The following is a 22,694-nucleotide window of genomic DNA, read 5'->3' as shown; positions in this document are numbered from 1 at the left end:
TTAGATTTTCTTTCTTGTTTAGGTCTAATTTTTTCCTCAATCTATATCGTGCCAATTCTACACCACCGTTAGAAATATTCATGATTTCTGCTATTTCTTTGGTTGACATATTCATTAATAAATAGGTAGATAAGTCTAATTCTCTGGGTGAAATTGTTGGGTATTTTTCTTTCAATCGTTTAAGAAAATCAAAATGAACATTTTTAATGTGTTTTTCTAAATCTTTCCAACTTTTATCGGCATTTACCTCTTTTACGATACTTTTATTAAGTTTTGTGATTTGAAATTTTGTAACTTCATTAAAACTTTCCGAATCTAAATCTTTAATTTTTTGAATAATTCCGTTTAGTATTTTGTTTTTCTTTACAACTTGCAATGAATTATTTACCAATTCTTTGTCTTTTGCCAAAATTTTAATTTGAAGTTTTTCATTTTTTAATCGTTCAATTTCAGTTTCAAGTTCAAATTGTTCTTGTTTTATTTTAGCTTCTTTTTCAAGATAAATTTTTCGTTGTTCAATGGTTTCATAATATTTATTTTTTCTAATTTTCATTTTCATGCGTTTCCTAATAGTTACTATGCATAATATAATTCCTACTATATAGAAAAAATAAGCAATAAGTGTTCGATACCATGGAGGATTTACAGTGAATTGTATTGATTTGACTTCAGAAACAATACCATAACTGTCTCTAACTTTAAGTTTCATGATGTAATTTCCTTCTTTTAGATTGGTGTATTCTTTTAAATAAAGTGACGACCATTGGCTCCATTGTTCATCAAATCCTTCTAAAAAATAGCTGAATTCTATGTTTTTTAGGTTCTCGTAAGATGGTGATGCAAATGTGAATTTTACATTATTGTTTTTGTATAAAATTTTTATTTTTTCATTCCATTCTTTGCCATTACCAAATAATAAAGTGTCTGATGGTGTTGAAAAACTTCTAATAAATGCTTTGGGTTGATTGGATTTTTCAGAAATTATTTTTCCGTTATAATGTGCCAATCCTTCGGTTAATCCGATGTAAAAATTATTTTTATCTACACTATTTATAGAGACATAGTTGTTTACTAAATTTCCTGTTAGGTTAGAAAATGCGCCAATACTATTTTGATAGTGGTTGTTAACTTTCATTAAAACGCCCAATGATTGACCAAATGCATACCATATGTTTCCTTGATTATCCTGATTTATGTATTTAACCTTAGGAAGATCGTTAAATAGTTTAGACATTTTTTTATCTTCAAAAAAGATGTTTTCATCATAGGAATATCTAAAAAAGTAGTTGTTAGATTGAAAATACAATTTTCCATTTAAATTTTGTAGTGTTATAATTCCGTTTGTTTTATTAGACAATGTCTTGAACGATTTTATGTTTTCAAAATGGGTCTTATCTGACGAAAGAGAAAGTCGGTACACTAAATTATCTTTAATTATCCAAAGCATATTTTTTTCTATAAAAAAAGCATTTGAAGCCTTGTCAATTCCATCTAATTGAGTTTTAAAAATAATTGTTTTATTGCTTTTTTCAAAAAGTGCAAACCCATTGTAATTAGATCCTATAAAGTAATTGGTTCCTGGAATTGATTTGAAACCCCAATATCCACGATGGTCTTCTATAGAGGTTACAACGTCATTGTTTATTATCATTGCACCTCTATTGTGAGCGCAAATAAGTAAATTATTTATTACTTGAATATTCCATGCTTGTCCTGTTGATGCTGTTACTAGCTTGAAAATTTCGTCTTTAGAATTAGTGTTAAGTTCATGATAAAATACACCTTGGTTGGTTGCTACATAAAGTTTATTGTTGTAAACTACCGACGAATAAACTGTGCCTAACTCAGCATTAGAGCCAAAGTAAGTGAAGGATGAATTTTCATTTATAAAAGAAATTCCATTATCTAGACCAAGCCATAAATTATTCTTACTGTCTATAAATGAAGCTAAAATTGTATTGTTTTGTAGTCCTTTTTTTCTATTAATGTGTTGTATTATCTCACCTTTTTTATCACACAATACTACACCATCTAAAACAGAATTGAATACTAAATATTTTTCTCCTAAAGTTGTGCCTCCAAGCGAACTGTTTTTTTCTAAAAAAATAGTTGCTTTAGTATTCCACTTAGACACAACATTTTTAGAAAATAGAAAAAGTCCTTTATCTAAGGTTGCAATAACAATTGAATCTTTAGATATTGGTAACATACCCCAAATTTCTGTGTTATTTAATGAAGTTGTGTTAGCAATTGATGATAAATGATTGTTTTGGTAGGTTAATAATCCGTTTTTAATATCTTGAAGGTACAGTTTAGAATTAGCAATAAATGAAAATTGAAATCTATTGGGCGCGCTAATTATTGTAACACTATTATTTTTAAAACTGTATAAATTTTCAAATGTTTGAAAGATTATTTCACCATTGAAAAAATGAATTTTCCAAACAAAGTCAATTGGTTTTGTAGATTTTTGTTTTAATAATTTTGAAATAGAAGTATAAATCAATTTTCCCGATTCATTAGCTTCGAAAAAGCCAAATTCGTTATAACCACCAACAAATATCTTTCCGGATTTATCGATTTTTACAGCTCTAATGCTTGACTTATTGGGAAGCTTGTATTGATTCCAGTTTATTCCGTCAAATTGTAGTAATCCATCATTGTTGGCAAAATACATATTGCCATTCTTGTCTTGATCAATATTCCAGTTTTGAGTACTACCGCGATATTCTTTTCTTAAAAAATTCTTTATTTCGGGATAACCAATTTCTTTTACTTGAGCATCAGTTTTTAAAAAATTAAATAATAAAACAGAACATAAATATAAAAAAAGACATTGCTTTTTATTAATAATTGGTAGTACTAATTTTTTAATAATGTTCATTTATAATTAATTTGTTATTCTGTTAATTTTATTGGATTTGGATTTAAAATATAAATGTAGTGTTACTTTTTTAATTTAGGATAATTTTATGATATTTTTTAATCAGATTAATTCATTGATAATTAGTTTATTAATAGTTGTGTGATGTGTTTTTATAATGTTTTATTTTATTGCTTGATGTGTTTTTGTAGTGAATCTAAAATGATTGTGTAGTATTTTAAAAGTTATTTTTGTGATGATCTAACAAAATTTTATAATCAAAATTATTAATAATGAAATTAAAACTTACTTTAATTATTGTATTAACATCTTTGTTTTCAATAACTACAACGTATTCGCAGAAGATAAATGTTTCTGGTGTTGTAAGTGATAACAAAGGAATGCCAATTCCAAACGCGAATATTACTTATCTAAAAACGGCTGTTGTATCTAACGTAGATGGAACGTATAGAATAAGTGTTCCTGCAGATGCAAAATTGGTTTTCAGCTACATTGGATTTTCTACTGTTGAAGAATTTGTAAAAAATAGAACTGTTATTAATGTTTCTCTTAATGAAATTGACAATAAGTTAGAAGAAGTTGTCATTAATACTGGCTATGGTTTACAAAAGAAAAGTGTTGTTACAGGATCAATTTCTAGTGTAAAAGCTAAAGATTTAGAAAAAGTACCCAACGGAAGAATAGAACAAGCCATTCAAGGTAGAGTTTCAGGAGTAACTGTTGCTTCCAACTCGGGACAACCAGGATCGGGTTCAACTATTAGAATTCGCGGTATTTCTACTTTTGGCGGAGCAAGTGAACCACTGTGGGTTGTTGATGGATTTGTTGTCGATTCTAACGGAATTGGTTACATAAATCAATCCGATATTGAGTCTATAGAAGTATTAAAAGACGCAACATCGGCTGCTATTTATGGAACTAGAGGTGCTAAAGGTGTTATTTTAGTAACTACTAAAAAAGGTAAAAAAGGAAAGATAAATGTTACCTACAATGGTTTTACTGGTGTTTCTGCACCGGCTAAAAAATTAGATTTATTAAATGCTACTGAATATGCTACTTTAATGAATGAAAAATCGGTTGCTGGTGGAGGAAATTTGGTGTATTCTAATCCAAGTTCTTTAGGTCAAGGTACCGATTGGCAAAAAGCAATTTTTAATAATTCGGCAGCAAGATATTCTCACGAATTAAGTTTTAGCGGTGCCAATGATATTTCAAGTTTTTATGTTTCTTTTGGTGTTCAAGATCAGGAAGGAATTGTAGCAACAGATATTTCTCATTTCAACAAGAAAAATATTCGAATAAACTCTACTCATAAACTATCTAAATATTTCACATTTGGTCAAACTTTGGGTTATGCACATCAATCAAATTCTGGAATTGGTGATAATAACAGAGAATTTGGTGGTCCGTTAAGTTCTGCAATAAATTTAGACCCAACAACACCATTAATTGTTACCAATCCTGCAGTATATGGAAACGCACCCTATAGTAACAATCCAGTTATTAGAGATGAATATGGTAATCCGTACGGAATTTCTTCAGTTGTTGGACAAGAAATGACCAATCCATTGGCTTACATAAAAACTAGATTGGGAAATTATGGATATTCTGATGACATAGTTGGAAATGCCTTTCTTGAGGCTAATCCTTACAAAGACCTTAAATTTAAAACAACATTTGGTGGAAAACTTGCTTATTATGGCGGTCAAGGTTTTACGCCCAAATATTACTTGAATGCAACAAACCAGACTAGTCAAAATAGTTTTGGTAAAAGTTCTAACAATGTTTTCGATTGGAATATTGAAAATACTGTGACTTACTCTAAAAATATTAAAAATCATAATTTTACAATTTTATTAGGTCAGGCAGTTTATGTAGAAGGTATTGGTGGTGGTTCTGCTGTAACAATCACCAATTTGCCTATTTCAGATTATCATGACGCTTCTTTTAATTTTGATATTCCTGCAGCCAACAGAACTTCTAGTGTTTACACAAGTACACAACATAAATTATCGTCTTTGTTTACAAGGGTAAATTATGATTACAATGAAAAATATTTATTTACTGGTATTTTAAGACGTGATGGATCGTCTAAATTTGGTAGAAATAATAAATATGGAATTTTCCCTTCCTTTTCATTGGGTTGGGTTGCATCTAAAGAAGATTTTTGGAAAGAAAATAAGTATGTAAACCAATTAAAAATAAGAGGTGGTTATGGTATTGTAGGAAATGACGGAATTCGTGATTTTGGTTATGCCGCTACTATTAACGGAGGAAATAATTACTCGTTTGGAAGTTCGGGAACAATTATTTCGGGTTATGCTCCATCCTCAATTGAAAATCCAGACCTAAGATGGGAAGAAACATCACAATTAAATATAGGTCTTGAAACAAAATTATTTAACGATTTTAATTTAACATTCGATTATTTTAAAAAATCTACCAAAGGTATTCTTCGTCCAATAAGAATTCCAGGTTATGTAGGTGTTGCCAATGCTCCTGTGGGAAATGTTGCCGATATGGACAACAGCGGATTGGAGTTTGAATTGGGTTACCGCAAGAAAATAGGAAATGTAAATTTTTCTATAAATGGAAATTTTGCAACACTCAAAAATGAAGTTACTAACATAGGACTTGATAATTTTATTGCTGGAGATGCTTCCTTTCAAGTAATGAAAGAAGTAACTAGAACTGAAGTTGGACAAGCATACAACTCTTTCTATGGATACCAAACGGCTGGAATTTTTCAGAATAATGCCGAAATTAACGCCTACACAAACAGTTCTGGTGGTTTAATTCAGCCTAATGCTAAACCTGGAGATTTTCGCTGGGTAGACAACAATGGCGATGGTACTATTGACGATAATGATAAAACTTACTTGGGAACTTCAATTCCAAAATATACTTATGGACTGACTTTAAATGCCGATTATAAAGGATTTGATATAATGATTTTTACACAAGGTGCTGGTGGAAATAAAATTTTTCAAGGCTTAAGAAGATTGGATATAGGAAATGCTAATTATCAAACAGTTGCTTTGAGTCGTTGGACAGGCGAAGGATCGTCTGATTCTTTTCCTAGACTGACTACTAATGATACCAATGGAAATTTTACTAAAATGTCTGATTTTTATTTGCAAAAAGGTGATTATTTAAGATTAAAACTAGTTCAAATAGGATATTCTTTACCTAAATCTGTATCTAAAAAAATAAATGCTGATAGAATTAGACTTTATGTGACAGGAGAAAACCTAATGACTTTTACAAAATATACAGGATATGACCCAGAAATTGGTGGTGGCGTTTTTGGAGTAGACAAAGGTTTCTATCCGCAAGCACGCACGTTTATGTTTGGAGCTAATTTACAATTCTAAGAAAAAAAATAAAAATGAAAACAAAAAAAATCAATTATCTATTTTTTGCGATAGCAATAAGTATGACCTTAGGTTCTTGCGATAAAGACTTTATAGAATTAAAACCAGAAGGACAATTTTTAACAGAAAATTATTATGCCGATAAAGATCAAGCTTTTGCGGGATTAGTAGCAACATACGATGTGTTAAGAAAAAATTCTGGCGGATTTGAAAACATGATTACCATGATGAATGCTGGTTCTGACGATTTTTATGGCGGTGGCGATGGCGCAACTAGTGATGGAATTCAAGTTTTTTCAAACTATACAATCAATCCCATAACAATGCCCGAAAGCTTTTGGAGCGATCATTATCAAGGAATTTTTAGAGCTAATGTGCTTATTCAAAAATTGCCAGAAGTTCCTATGGACGATAATTTAAAAGCGCGTTTCAATGCCGAAGCTAAGGCTTTACGCGCCTTGTATTATTTCAATTTGGTTAGAATGTTTAAAAATATTCCTTTAATAACTGCGCCGCTTACTGCTACAGAAATTTACAATGTTCCGCAAGTAAGTTCTCAAACCGTTTATGCACAAATTGAAATAGATTTACTTGAAGCCATCAATGTATTACCATCAACTGTTTCTAGTGCTGAGTTAGGTCGTTTTAGTAAAGGTGCAGCTCAAGCCTTGCTAGGAAAAGTATATTTATATGAAAATAAAAACGCATTGGCAGCAGCGCAATTTGCAGATGTAAATGGAATTCCAGGAGGAACAAGTCAATATGGTTACCATTTGCTACCAGCTTTTAGCAGCTTATGGATCGTGGCTAATAAATTTAATACCGAATCTATTCTTGAAGTAAATCATAGTAGCCTTGGCGATTCTTATTGGGGAATTTGGGGAAGTGGTGCCGACGAAGGTAACACAATGAACCAAATGATAGGACCAAGAAATTATGTGAAAACTGGTGCTTTGGCTCCAAATATTCCTTCGGGTTGGAGTTTTAATCCAATGACTGTTGATTTGTATAATGCTATTAAACTAGATCCACGTTTTGGAGCAACAGTATTAGATGTAAAAGCATTAAAACTTGCTGGTCAATGCAATTATATTCCAGGTTATCAAGATACTGGTTATTTTCTTAATAAATTTATTCCAAGGCAAACCGACGTTTACACTGGAACTGGAAATTCTGAATTAAATTTTAAACAAAACACTTACATCATTAGACTTGCTGATACTTATCTAATGGAAGCAGAGGCACTTGGCGGAACAGGAGCAAGAGCGCAAGCTTTATTTGATGCTGTTAGAGCTCGTGTTGGACTTCCTTCAACTACTGTAACTTTAGCAAAAATTTTGGATGAAAGAAGATTAGAACTTGCTGGCGAAGGTCATCGTTTTTTCGACTTAGTTAGAACAGGTCAGGCAGCTTCTAAACTAGCTGTTAAAGGATTTGTTGCCGGAAAAAATGAAATTTTACCAATTCCTTACAGAGAATTACAAAATACTTTAATTGTTCAAAATCCAAATTATAACTAATTATTAAAAGCTCTATTTATGAAAACAAATTATAATATTAAAAGAACGTGCTTTCCAATAATTGCATTATTGTTTTTAACTCTTTTTTCTGCTTGTCAAGAAGATGAAGTTAATAGCAACGGATTATCAGATGAAAATCCTATTGATGCATCCTTTACTATTACACCAGTTTCTGGTGTCAACAATAGATATACGTTGCAGTCTCCTCAAATGAATGCTTTGGCATTAAAATGGGAACTAGGCGATGGAACTAGTCTTCACTTTGGCTCAAATATAGAAAATGCTTTTTATCCTGATGCTGGCAATTATACTGTAAGTCATACTGTTGTTGGAAAAGGTGGACAACAATATACTACTTCTCAAAATTTGATAGTTCCTACTTCCGATCCAGTTTCTGGAAACTTAATTCAAGGCGGAAAATTTAAAGATGCCACAGATCATAGTAAATGGACTGTTCTTGCAATTTCTGGAACTTCTACTAATTGGACTTTCAATTCTGGAAGTGCTACAATTCACGGTAATTCTGGCGGTTATGATCAACAAGGAATTTACCAAGCAGTAAATGTTATTGCCGGAAAAAGTTATAAAATAGACATGACCGTTAGTGGTTCTGGATGTCAAAATACTTGGTTTGAAGTATATGTATCACCAACGCCACCAGTTCAAAACAACGATTATAACTCACTAGGTAGAAGAATAGGATTAAGTACTTGGGATGGTTGTGCAACAAGTCCGTTTGACGGTCAATTGTCTGTAATTAAATGTGTTGGTTCTGGAAATGTTGTAACTTTCAATACTAGCCAAACAGTTTATTTTGTAATCAAATCTGGCGGAAATAACTTGGGCGCAACAGGAATAACAGTTAAAAATGTTGAATTTAGAGGTATTTAAAATTTGATTTGAGTTAGTCAAATTGTGTGTAATTAATTAGTTTGTTTGTAGTTTTTCAAACTAATTAATTACACTAAATACAAAGCAATAGCCACTTTTAAAAAAAATCTTTAATGAAAAATAATCCTCTTGTGCTAATTTGTATGTTTTTGTCAATAACAGCTTATTGTCAATCTAAGAAACAAACTAAATTGGTTACTGAATTTAGTGCACTAAATAAAAAAATTGAAGTATATACAACTGCTGACAGTACAAATTTAAAATTTTATAAATCTGATAATTTAAGTTTTACAGATGCCAAACAACCGCTTGAAACAGAAATCTGTGTTTTTGTAAACCCAAGTAAAAAGTACCAAATCCTCATGGGTATAGGCGGAGCAATTACAGATGCAAGTGCCGAGGTTTATGCAAAACTTTCTAAAGAAAAACAAGAAGAATTATTAAATGCATATTATAGTAAAGAAAAAGGAATAGGATACTCATTACTAAGAACGACAATTCATAGCAGCGATTTTAGTAGTGCTAGTTATACCTACATTCAAGAAGGTGATAAAGAATTAAAAACATTTGATATCAAGCATGATAAACAATATAAAATTCCAATGATACAAGCAGCTATGAAACTTGCAGGCAATAAGTTTACTATTTATGCAACTCCATGGTCGCCACCAGCTTTTATGAAAAGTAATGGAAGTATGCTGCAAGGCGGAACTTTATTGCCAGAATTTAATCAATCGTGGGCTAATTACTATACAAAATTTATTAAGGAATATCAAAAACTAGGAATTCCTATTTGGGGAATTTCTATTCAAAATGAGCCAATGGCAAAACAAACATGGGAATCTTGTATTTTTTCTGCCGAAGCTGAAAGAGATTTTCTTAAAAATTATTTAGGGCCAACTATGCAAAAAGAAGGATTATCTAATAAAAAAATTATTGTTTGGGATCACAATCGCGATCTCATGACTGAACGCGCTGATGTGATTTTTTCAGATAAAGAAGCGGCTAAATATGCTTGGGGAATGGGGTTTCATTGGTACGAAACCTGGACAGGCGGAGCACCAATGTTAGATAATGTAAAAAAAGTTCATGAAGATTATCCAACCAAAAATTTAATTTTTACTGAAGGTTGTATAGAAAAATTTGATGCCAATAAATATCAATTATGGGCAAATGGTGAACGTTATGGATCTTCAATGATTAATGATTTTAATAACGGAACAGTAGCCTGGACAGATTGGAATATTCTTTTAGATCAATTTGGTGGACCAAATCACGTAGGTAATTTTTGTTTTGCACCAATTCATGCCAATACAATTACTGGTGAATTAATCTATACTCCATCGTATTATTATATTGGGCATTTCTCCAAATTTATTCATCAAGATGCACAAAGAGTTAGTACAGCTGTAAGCCGAAGCCAATTATTAAGCACTTCATTTTTAAATACTAACGGAAAAATGACCACTGTTGTAATGAATAAAAGTGATAAAAAAGTAACTTACAACTTGTACATAAAATCAAGAAAAGCTATTGTTGAAATACCTGCACATGCCATTCAAACGCTAGTTTACTAATTAGATAAAATTAAAAAAATAATGAAAAAATATAAAAAAGTTATGAAAGCTTTACTCTTGTTAACATTGGTTATAGCACAGCTTAAATGTGGCTCTTCTAGTGATAATCCATCTCCTACGCCAACTAATCCTGTTTCTCCTACTGTAAACGATGTAGATTTTTGGCTTACTAAGGCCAATCAAACCGCTCTTTTACAAAAGCAAACTACAATTTTAGGATTTGCAACTACCACCAATTTATATTCTAATATTGAAGTAAATGATACCCAAACTTATCAAACGGTAGATGGTTTTGGATATACTTTAACTGGCGGAAGCGCGCAGGTGATAAACCAATTGAACCCTACAGCCAAACAAGCTTTATTGCAAGAATTATTTGGTACTACTGCAACTTCTATCTCAATTAGTTATTTGCGTATTAGCATTGGTGCTTCAGACTTGAATGCCAATCCTTTTACTTACAATGATTTAGCATCAGGTCAAACCGATTTATCATTGACCAACTTTAGTTTAGCTCCAGATGTTAATGGGGTTATTGCTTTATTGAAAGAAATAGTTTTAATAAATCCTACTATAAAAATTGTGGCAACACCATGGACAGCACCTTTGTGGATGAAAGATAATAATAGTTTCACTGGCGGAAGTCTTCAAACGCAGTATTACAATGTATATGCTCAGTATTTTGTGAAATACATTCAACAAATGCAAGCTCAAGGAATAACTATTGACGCCATTACACCACAAAATGAGCCAGAAAATGCAGGTAATAATCCAAGCATGTTAATGACTTCGTTGCAACAAACTAATTTTATTAAAAATAATTTAGGACCAGCTTTTCAATCGGCTAATATTACTACTAAAATTATAACATTTGATCACAATTGCGATCATCCTCAATATCCAATTGATATTTTAAATGATCCTGCGGCTTCGGCATTTATTGCAGGTTCGGCATTCCATCTTTATTTTGGCGATATCAATGCTTTGTCAACAGTCCACAATGCCAATCCTAATAAAAATGTTTATTTTACAGAGCAATATACTGCCTCCAACGGAAGTTTTGAATATGACTTAAAATGGCATTTAAAAAATGTTATTATTGGTTCTATGAGAAATTGGAGTAAAAATGCGTTAGAATGGAATTTGGCTAACGACGGTTCTTTTGGACCACACACTCAAGGCGGTTGTAATACCTGCAAAGGTGCACTTACCTTCACTAGCAACGATACTTTTGAGCGAAATGTAGGATATTATATCATCGCACATGTATCAAAATTTGTTCCTGCTGGTTCTGTTAGAATTTCAAGCAATATTATCGGTAATCTGAACAATGTAGCTTTTAAAACTCCTGCTGGAAAAATAGTTTTAGTAGTAGAAAATGACGGTATAGGATCTGAAATTTTTAATATTAAATACAACGGAAAATGGATTACAACATCATTAGATGCTGGAGCTGTTGGAACTTACGTTTGGCAAAATTAAACCTTTAGTAATGAAAAATTATATCCTTGTATGTTGTTTTGTGAGTTCCTTTTTTGCACTCAGTCAAGCCCAAAGAGATACCATAAAAGTATTTTATCTTGGCGGACAATCTAACATGCAAGGATATGGCTTCAATAAAGATTTACCAAATAAATTAAAAAAAATAGAAAACGTTTATATTTTTCAAGGTAATCCAGTAGGTGATAATCAACCTAATGGCGGATTAGGAAAATGGGAGGAATTAAAAGAAGGCAACGGAACCGATTTTTCATCCAACGGAAAAAATAATAACTACTCCAGTCGGTTTGGTATTGAATTATCATTTGCCTATAGATTGAAAGAATTGTATCCTAACGATAAAATTGCTATTATTAAATATTCTAGAAATGGGTCATCAATAGACAGTTTGGCAGCCAATAATTTTGGGTCTTGGGATGTCAATTTCCAATCTGGAAAAGGATTAAATCAATATGATTTTTTTCTTAAAACAGTTCTAAATGCTCTTTCTGTTTCTGATATTAACAACGATAACATTCAAGATGTACTCCTTCCGTCAGGAATTTTATGGATGCAAGGCGAAAGCGATTCAGATAAAACAGAAGCTATCGCCAATAAATATTATGAAAATCTCTCCCAATTAATGAAGTTAATGAAAGCAGCATTTCACGATAATGATTTGCCAATTGTACTAGGAAAAATTTCAGAATCGGGCGATGATAGTGACGGAAAAGTATGGACATATGGAGAAATAATTCAAGCCGCACAAGAACGTTTTGTTGCACACAATAAAAATTCGGCAATAGTTAGAGAGACAAACACCTACAATTATTCTGATAAATACCATTACACTTCCAATGGATTCATACAATTGGGAAATGCTTTTGCAAATGCCATACATCAATTAACAACCAAAATTAACAATTAACCTTAAATTAAATCAATTCTTATGAAAACAAAATTACTTTTACTTTTTAGTCTAGCAATTATTAGCTTGAGTGCTAATGCATTTACAGTTATAAGTGTAACTGGCGCTGGTGTTGGCGGTTGGGGCACAGATACCGATATGGTAACTACAGACGGTATAAACTACACCTTGTCTAATTTGCACATTACAGGTTCTGGTCCATCAGCCGAATTAAAATTTAGAGAAGCACACGATTGGGCTGTAGCTTATGGATATGAAACTGGAACTACAGGTTGGCCATCAGGAACCGGACTTGCATCTGGATTGGTATCTAATATTCCGGGTGTGGCAGGTTTTTGGAACGTTACTTTCAATTTAACTACCAAAGCTTTTTCTTTCACTCTAGGCGTAAATCCTAATGCAGAAATAAAATTAATAGGAACTGCAACATCTCCTTCTGGATTTACTTTTGTTACAACCGATGGAATTTCATACAGCATAAAAAGTGCTACTTTTAATGTTGGAAATGCCAAATTTGCAGAAACTGGAACCAGCAATCAATGGTCAACAGCTTCTTTCCCTAACGGAACAGGAACCCAAAGTGGTGCAACTATTGCTATTCCTGGCGGAACATACAACATCACATTTAATAAATCTACTGGTGAGTATGCTTTTTTACCAACCGTTGTCAACATGATTGGTGTAGGTTCTCCATCGGCTAGTTGGTCTTCTGATGCCGTAATGTCTACCACAGACGCTATTACTTATACATTAAATAATGCAACAATTACTGGCGGAACAATGAAGTTTAGAGACAATGCCGATTGGACTTTTCAATATGGTGCAACCGATACTGCCAATACGCCTTTTCCATCTGGTACTGCTGTAGATCACGGAAATGATATGACAACACAATCTGGAACTTATAACATTACATTCAATAGAACAACATTGGCCTACAACTTTCAAAATGCCCTAAACAACAATTCATTTAATATTTCAACTTTCAAAGTTTATCCTAATCCAACTAACAGTAACTGGAACTTCTCGTCTACTAATGAAGAAATTACTTCTATTAAAATTATTGATGTTTTAGGAAAAATTGTACTATCTAAATCAGCTTCATCTACCGAAGTTTTACTAGACGCTTCCTCATTAAACAATGGAGTTTATTTTGCTAAAATAAATTCTATTAAAGGTGTTGAAACCGTTAAATTAGTTAAAAACTAAAAAATATTATTTTGTTTTTTTCTAAATCCTAAAACAATTCATTTTGTTTTAGGATTTTTTATTCCGAATAATTCTTTAATGCAGTGTCTAAAATTAGAAAGATTCTTTTACTTAAAGTCTCGGGATGTAAAACCCTCAATCCGCTGCCAAATCCCAATAATAGTCGTTCCAATTCATAGTTTTCAACTAGAAATAAATGAATAATAATACTTCCGTTGTCGTTGGTTTTTATCAACCTTTGTGAGTTGTGCAATGGTTTTGTAACAACATAAGGTGCGTTTATAGCATCAATCCAAAGTTCAATTTTTCTAGGTTGCAGTCCAGTATTTACCGTTACACCAACTACATTTTTATAAAACTTTTCGGCATCAAATTCTTCGTCAATGTAAGGCGTTCTAAAGTCGTAATCTATCGCAATAATTCGGTCTAACGCCAAATTACTAATTGGTGCTTGCTTGCGTTTTTTACCCACTAAAAACCAACGGTTGTTGAATTCCTTCAAAATAAAAGCATGAAACAAAAACGTGTTTTCATCGCGTGAAGTAAACGATTTATAAGTAATTTTTAAAACCACTTTTTTAATAATCGCCTGATACAAAGCATCCAAGAAATGCAATCCTTTTAAGTTTTCGTTTTTATCCAAATGAATTACCGGTTGTGTATGCGATTTCTCAGCATAAATCTTGTCTTCTAAACGTTGTAAAATATCCGAAACATCACTAAATAAAGAGAAATCTTTAAACTGTTTTAACATAGAAACCGTTTCGGTCAATACATTAATATCGGTTTCTGTTAGCGGAATGTCAGTTATCGTAAACTCTTCATCTTCATACTTATAATACTTTTTATCGTACACTACAATTGGCGCATTGTAACCCAATTTTTCACTGCGCATCAATTGAATGTCCAATTGAATCGTTCGTTTACTTACCGGATTTTCCTTTCCTTCATATTCATACAATGCATCGCTAACAGCATCAATTAACTCGTCTAGTGTCCAAGTTCGATAATGATTTTGCAGACACTTGTCTATGGTTTTGTATCGGATTAATGCGTTTTTGTTTTGAGCCATTTTTTGAAAGTATTCAGTTTTCGGTTTTCAGTTTTCATTCCCACAATTTCGAGATATGTGCTCCGTTTCTAAACCTTTAAATTAGTATTCGATTAGTTTTAATTTCATCATTAGGTCGGTTTGTTCATCATTTCCTAATTTGAAAATGTGTTTGTTAAATTCTATAAAACCATTTTTTTTGTAAAAACTAATAGCTCTGTGATTCTCTTCCCAAACGCCCAACCATACATAATCTGCATTTTTAACTTTGGCTATTGCTATGGCTTTATCATACAGCAGTTGTCCAACGCTTTTTCCATGATATTCTTTTAATACATAAATTCGTTCTATTTCTAGTCCTTTGTCGTCTTGCAATTCGGTTTGCGATTGCCCAAAGTTTAATTTTAAATACCCAATTGGATTGTCGTTTTGCAACGCAAAATAGAATTCTGCATTTTCATTATTCAATTCAGATGATAATTTCTCCACCGAAAATCCTTCTTCCAAATAAGTCGTCATGTTTTGCTCAGTATTGCTTTCAGAAAACGTTTCAAAGAACGTTTGTTGGCCTATTTTTTGTAATTGTTCAATATCGTTTAACGTTATTTTTTGGATGCTGATTTTTTTCATAATTTTCTAAATAATTTTATTTTCGCTTAAAGCAAATTCAACTCTGCCTTTAAATTTTCTCTCGCTTTAATTTCGTATTTGATTCTAAATACTTCCGTTTGATAAATCGATGAATTTTCTAAAAAGTGTTGTAAAGCTTTTTTTCTTCCAGGTTTGTATAACATGTTCGGATAGATTTTGTACTCTTTTCTAATCTGATCACAATAAATTTTATAGTCTTCCCAATCTTTTGAAAGTATTTTTAAATCGAAATCAATTAGCCAATTAGTGTCTTCATTTTCATTATGATGGTGCAATTGTGTGGCGCAAATCATATTAAAAACCAACCGCTTATCTATCTTAGTATTGAATGGTAAAATTGATAATCCATGCTCGGCACTTTTCAGTTCGTTGTCTTTTCTTGTAACCTTATAAACATAATCGTGGTAAAAAATTGCGTACAAAACTTCATCAGGAAATTCCAATTCAGAATGATAATTATCGTACAATGCAATCATTTCTTCCAAATGCGTTAAGTTGTGATAGTGTCTAGATTTAGCTGAATACACCTTTTGTAAATCATGCCATAATAAAGTGATTTTGGATTCTTTAAAACCAATTTTTAAAAGTAATTTTTCAAATCGTTGTTGTAAATTCATAATCAAATTTAAAGTTTATTTTTTACTACGCAAAATAATTGCGCACTAGTTTTGAAATCTTTGTAAAGAAATAATAACCAACCTGATGTATGCGGCGCAAATGCATCAGGTTTACCAAAAGCAAAATTAAAATGAATACACCAATCAACGGAAACGACTTAATGGAATTAGGATTTCCACAAGGACAAATAATCGGAATTGCATTAAAAAGCAACAGCAATAGAAACGGTTTCAATCGCGACCAAATGATCACTAATTTTAAACAAGTTCTAGAAACTCCAGAAAACTATATTGACGATGCTATTTTTAGCAAATTAGCCACAGCACTTATTGAAAAAGCCAATGAAAAATCAGAAGATTTCATCCAATTAAATCCAAACCCAAAGGCGTTTTCTGCTTACGGATTGGACCAAATAGAAGAAGGCGCAAGAAAACAAATGGAAGTAGCCATGCAATTGCCAGTAACCGTTGCCGGAGCTTTAATGCCCGATGCGCACCAAGGTTATGGCTTGCCAATTGGTGGAGTTTTGGCTACCAGAAATGCCATAATTCCGTATGGTGTTGGTGTCGATATTGGTTGCAGAATGGCGTTGTCGGTGTATGATATTCCAGAAGCATTTTATTATCAAAATGAAATTAAATTCAAACGTGAATTGATTGCTCATACTAAGTTTGGCGCTGGTCACGGATTTTCAGGAAGGTTTAAATCCGATCACTCCGTTTTAGAAAGTAACTTGTTCAAAGATCATGATTTCATCAAGAATTTGAAAGACAAAGCTTGGTCGCAATTGGGCTCGTCTGGTGGCGGAAATCACTTTGTAGAATTCGGGATTATGGAATTTGCGGAAGCAGACGAAATATTAAACATTCCAAAAGGAAAATATGTAGCCTTGTTAACACATTCAGGATCAAGAGGAATGGGCGCAATGATTGCAGGACATTATACCAAAATTGCTAAAGACGGTTGTAAATTACCAGAAGTAGCAAGAAATTTGGCCTATTTAGATTTAAGTTCAGATGTTGGTCAAGAATATTGGATTGCCATGAACTTGGCTGGCGATTATGCTTCGGCGTGTCACGAAATTATCCATACTAAAATGGCAAAAGCCTTAGGTGCAACCGTTTTAGCCAAAGTAGAAAACCACCACAACTTTGCTTGGAAGGAAATCTGGAACAATGAAGAAGTAATAGTACATAGAAAAGGTGCCACTCCAGCAGCGAAAGGCGTTATGGGAATTATACCAGGAAGTATGACTGCGCCAGGATTTTTGGTTAGAGGAAAAGGTGAGGAGAACGCCATTAACTCGGCATCACACGGCGCAGGAAGACGAATGAGCCGAACCAAAGCCATCCAAAATACGACTCAAATCGAAATGAAAAGCATCCTAAAAGATCATGGTGTAACTTTAATTGGCGCAGGATTGGATGAATCTCCAATGGCGTACAAAGACATTCATAAAGTAATGGCAGCACAACAAGAATTGGTAGATGTAGTAGCAACGTTTACACCTAAGTTGGTTAGAATGGCGGATGATGGAAGTCGTGAGGATTAGTTTTTAGTCTTCAGTTTTGAGTGCTAAGTAATATATAAATAACAAAAATCCAATAGATGGAGGTTCAAATCCTTCTATGCAAACAAAGTAAGTCGTATAGTTTAAGTTGGGAAAACGATTGGATTTTATTTTGCATTACAAATATTGAGCAAATGAGATATATTTCCTTACAGGTTTTTTTTAACCTGTTAGGTATTCTTGGTTTATAATAAAAAACAAAATCACGTAGTTTTACGTGTATTTTTTAAAGAATTTTTTTGTTAAATTTGAGAAGTACAATTATGAAAGAAAAAATACTAGAAAAGTTAAAACAAATAGAGCTCGAAAAAGGTGTTGAAATCCTTTATGCGGTAGAATCGGGTAGTCGTGCTTGGGGATTTGCTTCACCAGACAGCGACTATGATATTCGTTTTATCTACAAACACGACATAGATTATTACCTTTCACTTTGGGAGCAAACCGATGTTATTGAGTTCATGACCAAAGACGATTTGGACGGTTCGGGTTGGGATTTACGGAAAACCGTAAGGTTGTTAGCAAAAAGTAACCCATCTTTGCTGGAGTGGTTGTTTTCGCCTGTGGTGTATATAGAAAACGAAGCATTTGTAACCCAAATGCGTCGTTTGGCACAAGACTGTTTTTCGCCTGTTGCGTGTTTGCACCATTATTTGGGTACGACCAAGAATTTCATGGACGTATGCCAAGCCGAAGAAGTAAAACTAAAAAGTTATTTCTACGCCTTGCGCACTGCATTAGCCGGAAAATGGATTATTGAAAACAACAGTTTTCCGCCTGTAGATTTTATGGAATTGTTGCCGATTGCACCACAAAACATACAAGAGAAAGCAAAAGAATTAATGATGTTAAAAGCTACTAAAGACGAGAGGTACTTGCACCCGAAGGAGGTTTTGATTAGTGATTTTTTGATGGAAACTGTGAAGTTTAATCAGGAGAATGCTGTTGGTTTGGGAAGTGGGAAGAAGATGAGTGTGGAGTTGGATGGGGTTTTTAGGGAATTAATAAAAAATTAGATTTTTTTTTAACTATTTTTATCAATTAAAGTTTAATAGCATGTCTGATTTAGCAAAAGGTTCAGTTGCGGGTTTTATGTTTCAATTTGAAATAGGATTACTTGAATTATCTCAATTAAATACCAATGAATCAATCTCAATTGAAAAAGTAGACGACATTGGTAAAGAAGATGAAAAAGGGACTTATATATGCACAATTCAAGCCAAGCATAGTATTTCTTTATCTGGTTCCAATTTTGGTAGCACTTCTGTTGATTTATGGAAAACTATTAATAATTGGATTGATAAAATTAAAGTAAAAACTTTAAACTTGAATAATGACTTTATTGCCATAACAAATCAAAATGTACCCCAAAATTCAATAATAAGAAAGTTTAACATTATTGATTTTGAATCATTATTTCTAATGATTTTAGAACTAAGAGCCAAACAAGAGCAAGCATATAATGCAAAAATAAATCAGGGAGAAAAGGGCAACACATTAAAGGAAACAATTTCAAGATTAAATAAAGTTATAGATAATAAAAAAGAATTTGAAATAATTGTTAAAAAATTTAAATTTAAAGAAAATTCTAATGCTAAAGAGGAATTTATAAATAGAACTTTTCTTAATTCATTAGATTCTGATGATAAAAAGAATAATATATATCAAAGATTTTATGGTTGGATTACCGAAACTAGTTTTGAAAATTGGAAAAATGGTAAGGAAGCAATTTTTTCAAAATTACAATTTGATAATAAATATGCCCTTATAATTAGTAATCACACATTAGTTGAGGGTATTTTTAGAACCAAAAGACAATTAAGTTTAGATGAAGTAATCAATATAGATGAAATTGATAGAAATGAATTATTTATAAAACAGATTAAAGATATTGAAAGGCCTTTTAGTAATGATATAATAAGAAAGGCAATATTAGATTACATTATGTCAGATATTGAAATAACATTCTTAATAACAAATAAAAATGGAACAATTTTAACAAAATCTGATTTTGAAGAATTTCAAGATAATTGTGAACAAAAATGGCATATTGTTAAGCAAAAATATATTAGAAAGTCAATTGATAAATACTCTGATGAAGATTTAATTGAAATTTCATGCAATATATATGATGAAATAATGAATGAACTTAAAGTTGATTTTCAAGATTCATATAGTTTTAATGATACCAATAGGTATATTCAAAATGGGACATTTTTGAAATTGTCAAATTTTCCTAAGATTGGATGGCATCCTCAATGGGAAATAAAATATAAGGAAAATGAATAAAAATATTAATTTATTTGATGTCTTACAGAATTCAACTTTGGGAGCAATAGCTATCCATAGTTTTATTCTGGGTTATAACAATGTAGCAAAGCATAAAGCAAACAAACAAAGTTATCCTAAAATTGATTATCTTTTTTTTGTTTTGCCAATAGTTTACGATTATAAATCTCTAAAGTCTATTAAATATAAATTAGACACTTCTATAGATGAGAATAAGGAGTTAACTCTTGGTTTGCAAAATAAAGCAGATAGGATGTCTAGACAAACTTTAGATAGTTTAAATATGGGTTTTAACAAATTAATTTTTAAGCTGAATAAAGAAAATTATACAGTAGAGTTAACTGAAGATTGTCAAAAAGAAATTACTGTTTTAATGAAGTTTAGCAATGATACAATTAAAGATATTCAAATAATTTCTAAAAGGTTGGGTAATATTTTTGCCAAAAGAGATGAAAAAAAAATACAGATTGAATTAAATATAAGATTTTAATAAAATGAAATTAGTCATAAAAAATATAATTCTTTACCCTGTTAATAGAGAATTAGAGCCAAGAATAATTAAATTTAGTGGAAACAAAATAGATGTTATAACTGGTTTTAGTAAGAGAGGTAAATCATCAATAATAGAAATAATTGATTATTGTCTTGGTAATTCTGATTGCTCAATTCCAATAGGAGAAATAAGAAATTTAGTTGATGTATTCGCTTTAAAAATTGTTGTCAATGGTAAAGACATTTTTATTGGTAGAGAAAGCCCAGGTAATTCAGGGCAAAGTTCAAAAAAGATGTATTTTCAAGAAATAGATGAAAAAGGTGAGTATAAACAATTTAATTCAAATGATTGGTTAAATGAAAAAGAAAAGTATAGTCATAATTCAGAGAATATTAAAAGTATTTTAAACTCATACGGTAAATTTCAAGATGTTGAAGAATTTGTTAATGAAAAAGAAGATTCAATTACAGTTGGATTTAGAGACACTACAGCTTTTCAATTTCAATCTCAAAGCATAATCGCAAACGGCAATACCATTTTCTTTAATACAGATGACTTTTTTCATCAGAATAGACTAAAAAAATTATTTCCATTGGTTTTAGGATATAAATCTTATGATATGTTATTGTTAGAAGATGAAATTAAGGTTTTAGAAAAAGATAGGTCAAAAATTTCAGGTAAAGTTGAGGATTTAAAAGAAAGATATCAGAATTGGCAATCTAATATTTATGAATATTATAGTGAAGCCGTCAAAATAGGTTTATCAAATAGCGATATTGATATAACTACTTCAAGTGTTAATTTAATAAGATCTGAGTTGGAGCAAATATTGCGTGACGTAAAACAAAATAATCTATTTAAAGAAGGAAATACAATTAGATTTTCTGAAAAGTTAGAAGAATTTGAATTAGAAAGAACAGCTTTGTTTAGAAATCTTCAAATAAAAAAGATGGAGTTAAACAAAATTTTACAATTTGAAAATACTAAAAAAGAATATATTGAAAATGTTTACTCACAGATAAATGAAAGATTAAAACCTATTGATTGGTTTCTGAATAGAAAAGGAATTGATTATTGTCCTTTTTGTGAATCTAAATCAGACAATGCGTTAATAGAATTGCAAAAGTTGAAAGTTGTAAAAGAAGAGAATAACAAGTTAAAGGATATTGATTTTTCAACGGACTTATCATTTGAAAATGAAAAGAGTATTTTAAAAAAAACTATCAAAGAATTAGAAATATCAATTAATCAATTTGATAAGAATATAAATATTTTACTTAATGAAACTAAAGAAGAACAGTTTGTTTATCAGCGTATTTATGAATTTATAGGTAAAGTATCAACTTTTATTCAGAATTTACCAGATGAAGATAATGAACTTGTTAACCAATTAAAGTCAATTGATAAAAAGTTGGAAGAAAAGCAAAAAAAATTGAATCGACTAAAACAGAAGTTTGATAAACAACATATTTTAAATAAAGTCTCAAAATCAATCAAAACATACATTGATTTATTACCTATTGAACATAAAAAGGATTGTAATGTATTAATTGATCCAGAAAAATATTTAGGAATAAAAATTAAAGATGATAAAAACAGGACAGAAACATTTTTGAATAAAATAGGTAGTGGTTCAAATTATATGTGTTATCATTTAGCAACAATGCTTGGTTTACATGAATATTTTTATAAACTTAAGGAAGTTGGTAAGATTAATTATGTGCCATCTTTTCTTGTATTGGATCAGCCCAGTCAAGTTTATTATCCAGATGTTTTAGATAAAAAAATTTCAGAAGACATAGAATTAAAAGACAAAGAATCTGAAGATTTAGAGAATACAAAGAAAATTTTTGATGTATGTGCAAAGTTTATTCAAAGAACAAATAACGAAATTCAGATTATAATTTTAGAACATGCTCCGCAAAGCACTTGGAAAGAAATTGACTCAAAATTCATAAATCTTGTAGAAGAATGGAGAGGAAAAGAAGAAGAAGATGGTTCTTATAGTAAAGATTATAATGCTCTGCTTCAAAAGGAATGGTTAATCAATTAAATGTTTCTTAATGACCATCCAAGACCTAAAATCCCAAAACCTAATCCTATTCGAAGTCATTTCGGGCAGTAAATCGTTTGCGTTAAACATACCAAAATTACACACTAAAA

Annotated in this window: 16 protein-coding genes; 12 read left to right on the top strand and 4 right to left on the bottom strand. The window is 31.3% G+C overall.

Going from position 1 to position 22,694, the window contains the following annotated elements; genetic code table 11:
* The coding region (locus ACH2CG_RS07970) for a triple tyrosine motif-containing protein (protein ID WP_395063943.1) at positions 1-2,884 on the bottom strand (2,884 nt) is incomplete at its 3' end.
* A gap of 272 nt (positions 2,885-3,156) precedes the next feature.
* Between ACH2CG_RS07970 and ACH2CG_RS07965 the strand changes: the two genes are divergently transcribed.
* The 7 genes from ACH2CG_RS07965 (at position 3,157) to ACH2CG_RS07935 (ending at position 13,862) form a co-directional block, all read left to right on the top strand.
* Positions 3,157-6,258 (top strand): SusC/RagA family TonB-linked outer membrane protein, encoded by a 3,102-nt coding sequence (locus ACH2CG_RS07965; protein WP_395063941.1) that lies wholly within the window; start codon positions 3,157-3,159, stop codon positions 6,256-6,258.
* 14 nt (positions 6,259-6,272) lie between these two features.
* Positions 6,273-7,778 carry a RagB/SusD family nutrient uptake outer membrane protein gene (locus tag ACH2CG_RS07960; protein ID WP_395063939.1) on the top strand — a complete coding sequence of 502 codons (1,506 nt, stop codon included), beginning with the start codon at positions 6,273-6,275 and terminating at the stop codon, positions 7,776-7,778.
* 18 nt (positions 7,779-7,796) lie between these two features.
* Positions 7,797-8,669, top strand: coding sequence for a hypothetical protein (locus ACH2CG_RS07955; protein ID WP_395063937.1), 873 nt, complete (start codon positions 7,797-7,799; stop codon positions 8,667-8,669).
* A gap of 113 nt (positions 8,670-8,782) precedes the next feature.
* Positions 8,783-10,246, top strand: a complete 1,464-nt coding sequence (locus tag ACH2CG_RS07950; protein ID WP_395063935.1) for a glycoside hydrolase family 30 beta sandwich domain-containing protein — start codon at positions 8,783-8,785, stop codon at positions 10,244-10,246.
* 21 nt (positions 10,247-10,267) lie between these two features.
* The gene (locus tag ACH2CG_RS07945) at positions 10,268-11,728 is read left to right on the top strand and encodes a glycoside hydrolase family 30 beta sandwich domain-containing protein (protein ID WP_395063933.1); all 1,461 of its coding nucleotides are present in this window, start codon (positions 10,268-10,270) and stop codon (positions 11,726-11,728) included.
* A gap of 10 nt (positions 11,729-11,738) precedes the next feature.
* The gene (locus ACH2CG_RS07940) at positions 11,739-12,653 is read left to right on the top strand and encodes a sialate O-acetylesterase (protein ID WP_395063931.1); all 915 of its coding nucleotides are present in this window, start codon (positions 11,739-11,741) and stop codon (positions 12,651-12,653) included.
* A 21-nt stretch (positions 12,654-12,674) separates the two neighbouring features.
* Positions 12,675-13,862 (top strand): T9SS type A sorting domain-containing protein, encoded by a 1,188-nt coding sequence (locus tag ACH2CG_RS07935; protein ID WP_395063929.1) that lies wholly within the window; start codon positions 12,675-12,677, stop codon positions 13,860-13,862.
* Positions 13,863-13,920: 58 nt separating this feature from the next.
* Here the strand turns inward: ACH2CG_RS07935 and ACH2CG_RS07930 are convergent, their stop codons facing one another.
* The 3 genes from ACH2CG_RS07930 to ACH2CG_RS07920 all read right to left on the bottom strand — a co-directional run bounded on the left by ACH2CG_RS07930 (position 13,921) and on the right by ACH2CG_RS07920 (position 16,181).
* Positions 13,921-14,934 carry a helix-turn-helix transcriptional regulator gene (locus tag ACH2CG_RS07930; RefSeq protein ID WP_395063927.1) on the bottom strand — a complete coding sequence of 338 codons (1,014 nt, stop codon included), beginning with the start codon at positions 14,932-14,934 and terminating at the stop codon, positions 13,921-13,923.
* A gap of 81 nt (positions 14,935-15,015) precedes the next feature.
* Positions 15,016-15,543 (bottom strand): GNAT family N-acetyltransferase, encoded by a 528-nt coding sequence (locus ACH2CG_RS07925; protein WP_395063925.1) that lies wholly within the window; start codon positions 15,541-15,543, stop codon positions 15,016-15,018.
* Positions 15,544-15,569: 26 nt separating this feature from the next.
* Positions 15,570-16,181 (bottom strand): hypothetical protein, encoded by a 612-nt coding sequence (locus tag ACH2CG_RS07920; protein WP_395063923.1) that lies wholly within the window; start codon positions 16,179-16,181, stop codon positions 15,570-15,572.
* 131 nt (positions 16,182-16,312) lie between these two features.
* Between ACH2CG_RS07920 and ACH2CG_RS07915 the strand changes: the two genes are divergently transcribed.
* The 5 genes from ACH2CG_RS07915 (at position 16,313) to ACH2CG_RS07895 (ending at position 22,584) form a co-directional block, all read left to right on the top strand.
* Positions 16,313-17,734 (top strand): RtcB family protein, encoded by a 1,422-nt coding sequence (locus tag ACH2CG_RS07915; RefSeq protein WP_395063921.1) that lies wholly within the window; start codon positions 16,313-16,315, stop codon positions 17,732-17,734.
* A gap of 281 nt (positions 17,735-18,015) precedes the next feature.
* Entirely contained in the window at positions 18,016-18,765 is a 750-nt protein-coding gene (locus tag ACH2CG_RS07910; RefSeq protein ID WP_395063919.1) for a DNA polymerase beta superfamily protein, read from the top strand.
* A gap of 40 nt (positions 18,766-18,805) precedes the next feature.
* Positions 18,806-20,038: an ABC-three component system protein gene (locus ACH2CG_RS07905; protein WP_395063917.1), complete on the top strand. Its 1,233-nt coding sequence runs from the start codon at positions 18,806-18,808 to the stop codon at positions 20,036-20,038.
* The gene (locus ACH2CG_RS07900; protein WP_395063915.1) at positions 20,031-20,528 is read left to right on the top strand and encodes a three component ABC system middle component; all 498 of its coding nucleotides are present in this window, start codon (positions 20,031-20,033) and stop codon (positions 20,526-20,528) included. Before ACH2CG_RS07905 ends, ACH2CG_RS07900 begins: the two co-directional genes overlap by 8 nt.
* 4 nt (positions 20,529-20,532) lie before the next feature.
* Positions 20,533-22,584, top strand: coding sequence for a DUF3732 domain-containing protein (locus tag ACH2CG_RS07895; protein ID WP_395063913.1), 2,052 nt, complete (start codon positions 20,533-20,535; stop codon positions 22,582-22,584).
* The last annotated feature ends 110 nt before the right edge of the window (positions 22,585-22,694 follow it).

It is taken from the genome of Flavobacterium sp., from assembly GCF_043778725.1.
GTDB lineage: Bacteria > Bacteroidota > Bacteroidia > Flavobacteriales > Flavobacteriaceae > Flavobacterium.
This window is presented reverse-complemented; position numbering and strand designations above follow the sequence as displayed.

What these genes read in the sequence shown, in the direction of transcription:
- ACH2CG_RS07965 (WP_395063941.1), top strand. Translation starts at nt 3,157, where the DNA reads ATGAAATTAAAACTTACTTTAATTATTGTATTAACATCTTTGTTTTCA.
- ACH2CG_RS07930 (WP_395063927.1), bottom strand. Translation starts at nt 14,934, where the DNA reads ATGGCTCAAAACAAAAACGCATTAATCCGATACAAAACCATAGACAAG.
- ACH2CG_RS07950 (WP_395063935.1), top strand. Translation starts at nt 8,783, where the DNA reads ATGAAAAATAATCCTCTTGTGCTAATTTGTATGTTTTTGTCAATAACA.
- ACH2CG_RS07935 (WP_395063929.1), top strand. Translation starts at nt 12,675, where the DNA reads ATGAAAACAAAATTACTTTTACTTTTTAGTCTAGCAATTATTAGCTTG.
- ACH2CG_RS07915 (WP_395063921.1), top strand. Translation starts at nt 16,313, where the DNA reads ATGAATACACCAATCAACGGAAACGACTTAATGGAATTAGGATTTCCA.
- ACH2CG_RS07920 (WP_395063923.1), bottom strand. Translation starts at nt 16,181, where the DNA reads ATGAATTTACAACAACGATTTGAAAAATTACTTTTAAAAATTGGTTTT.
- ACH2CG_RS07900 (WP_395063915.1), top strand. Translation starts at nt 20,031, where the DNA reads ATGAATAAAAATATTAATTTATTTGATGTCTTACAGAATTCAACTTTG.
- ACH2CG_RS07895 (WP_395063913.1), top strand. Translation starts at nt 20,533, where the DNA reads ATGAAATTAGTCATAAAAAATATAATTCTTTACCCTGTTAATAGAGAA.
- ACH2CG_RS07925 (WP_395063925.1), bottom strand. Translation starts at nt 15,543, where the DNA reads ATGAAAAAAATCAGCATCCAAAAAATAACGTTAAACGATATTGAACAA.
- ACH2CG_RS07955 (WP_395063937.1), top strand. Translation starts at nt 7,797, where the DNA reads ATGAAAACAAATTATAATATTAAAAGAACGTGCTTTCCAATAATTGCA.
- ACH2CG_RS07945 (WP_395063933.1), top strand. Translation starts at nt 10,268, where the DNA reads ATGAAAAAATATAAAAAAGTTATGAAAGCTTTACTCTTGTTAACATTG.
- ACH2CG_RS07905 (WP_395063917.1), top strand. Translation starts at nt 18,806, where the DNA reads ATGTCTGATTTAGCAAAAGGTTCAGTTGCGGGTTTTATGTTTCAATTT.
- ACH2CG_RS07940 (WP_395063931.1), top strand. Translation starts at nt 11,739, where the DNA reads ATGAAAAATTATATCCTTGTATGTTGTTTTGTGAGTTCCTTTTTTGCA.
- ACH2CG_RS07960 (WP_395063939.1), top strand. Translation starts at nt 6,273, where the DNA reads ATGAAAACAAAAAAAATCAATTATCTATTTTTTGCGATAGCAATAAGT.
- ACH2CG_RS07910 (WP_395063919.1), top strand. Translation starts at nt 18,016, where the DNA reads ATGAAAGAAAAAATACTAGAAAAGTTAAAACAAATAGAGCTCGAAAAA.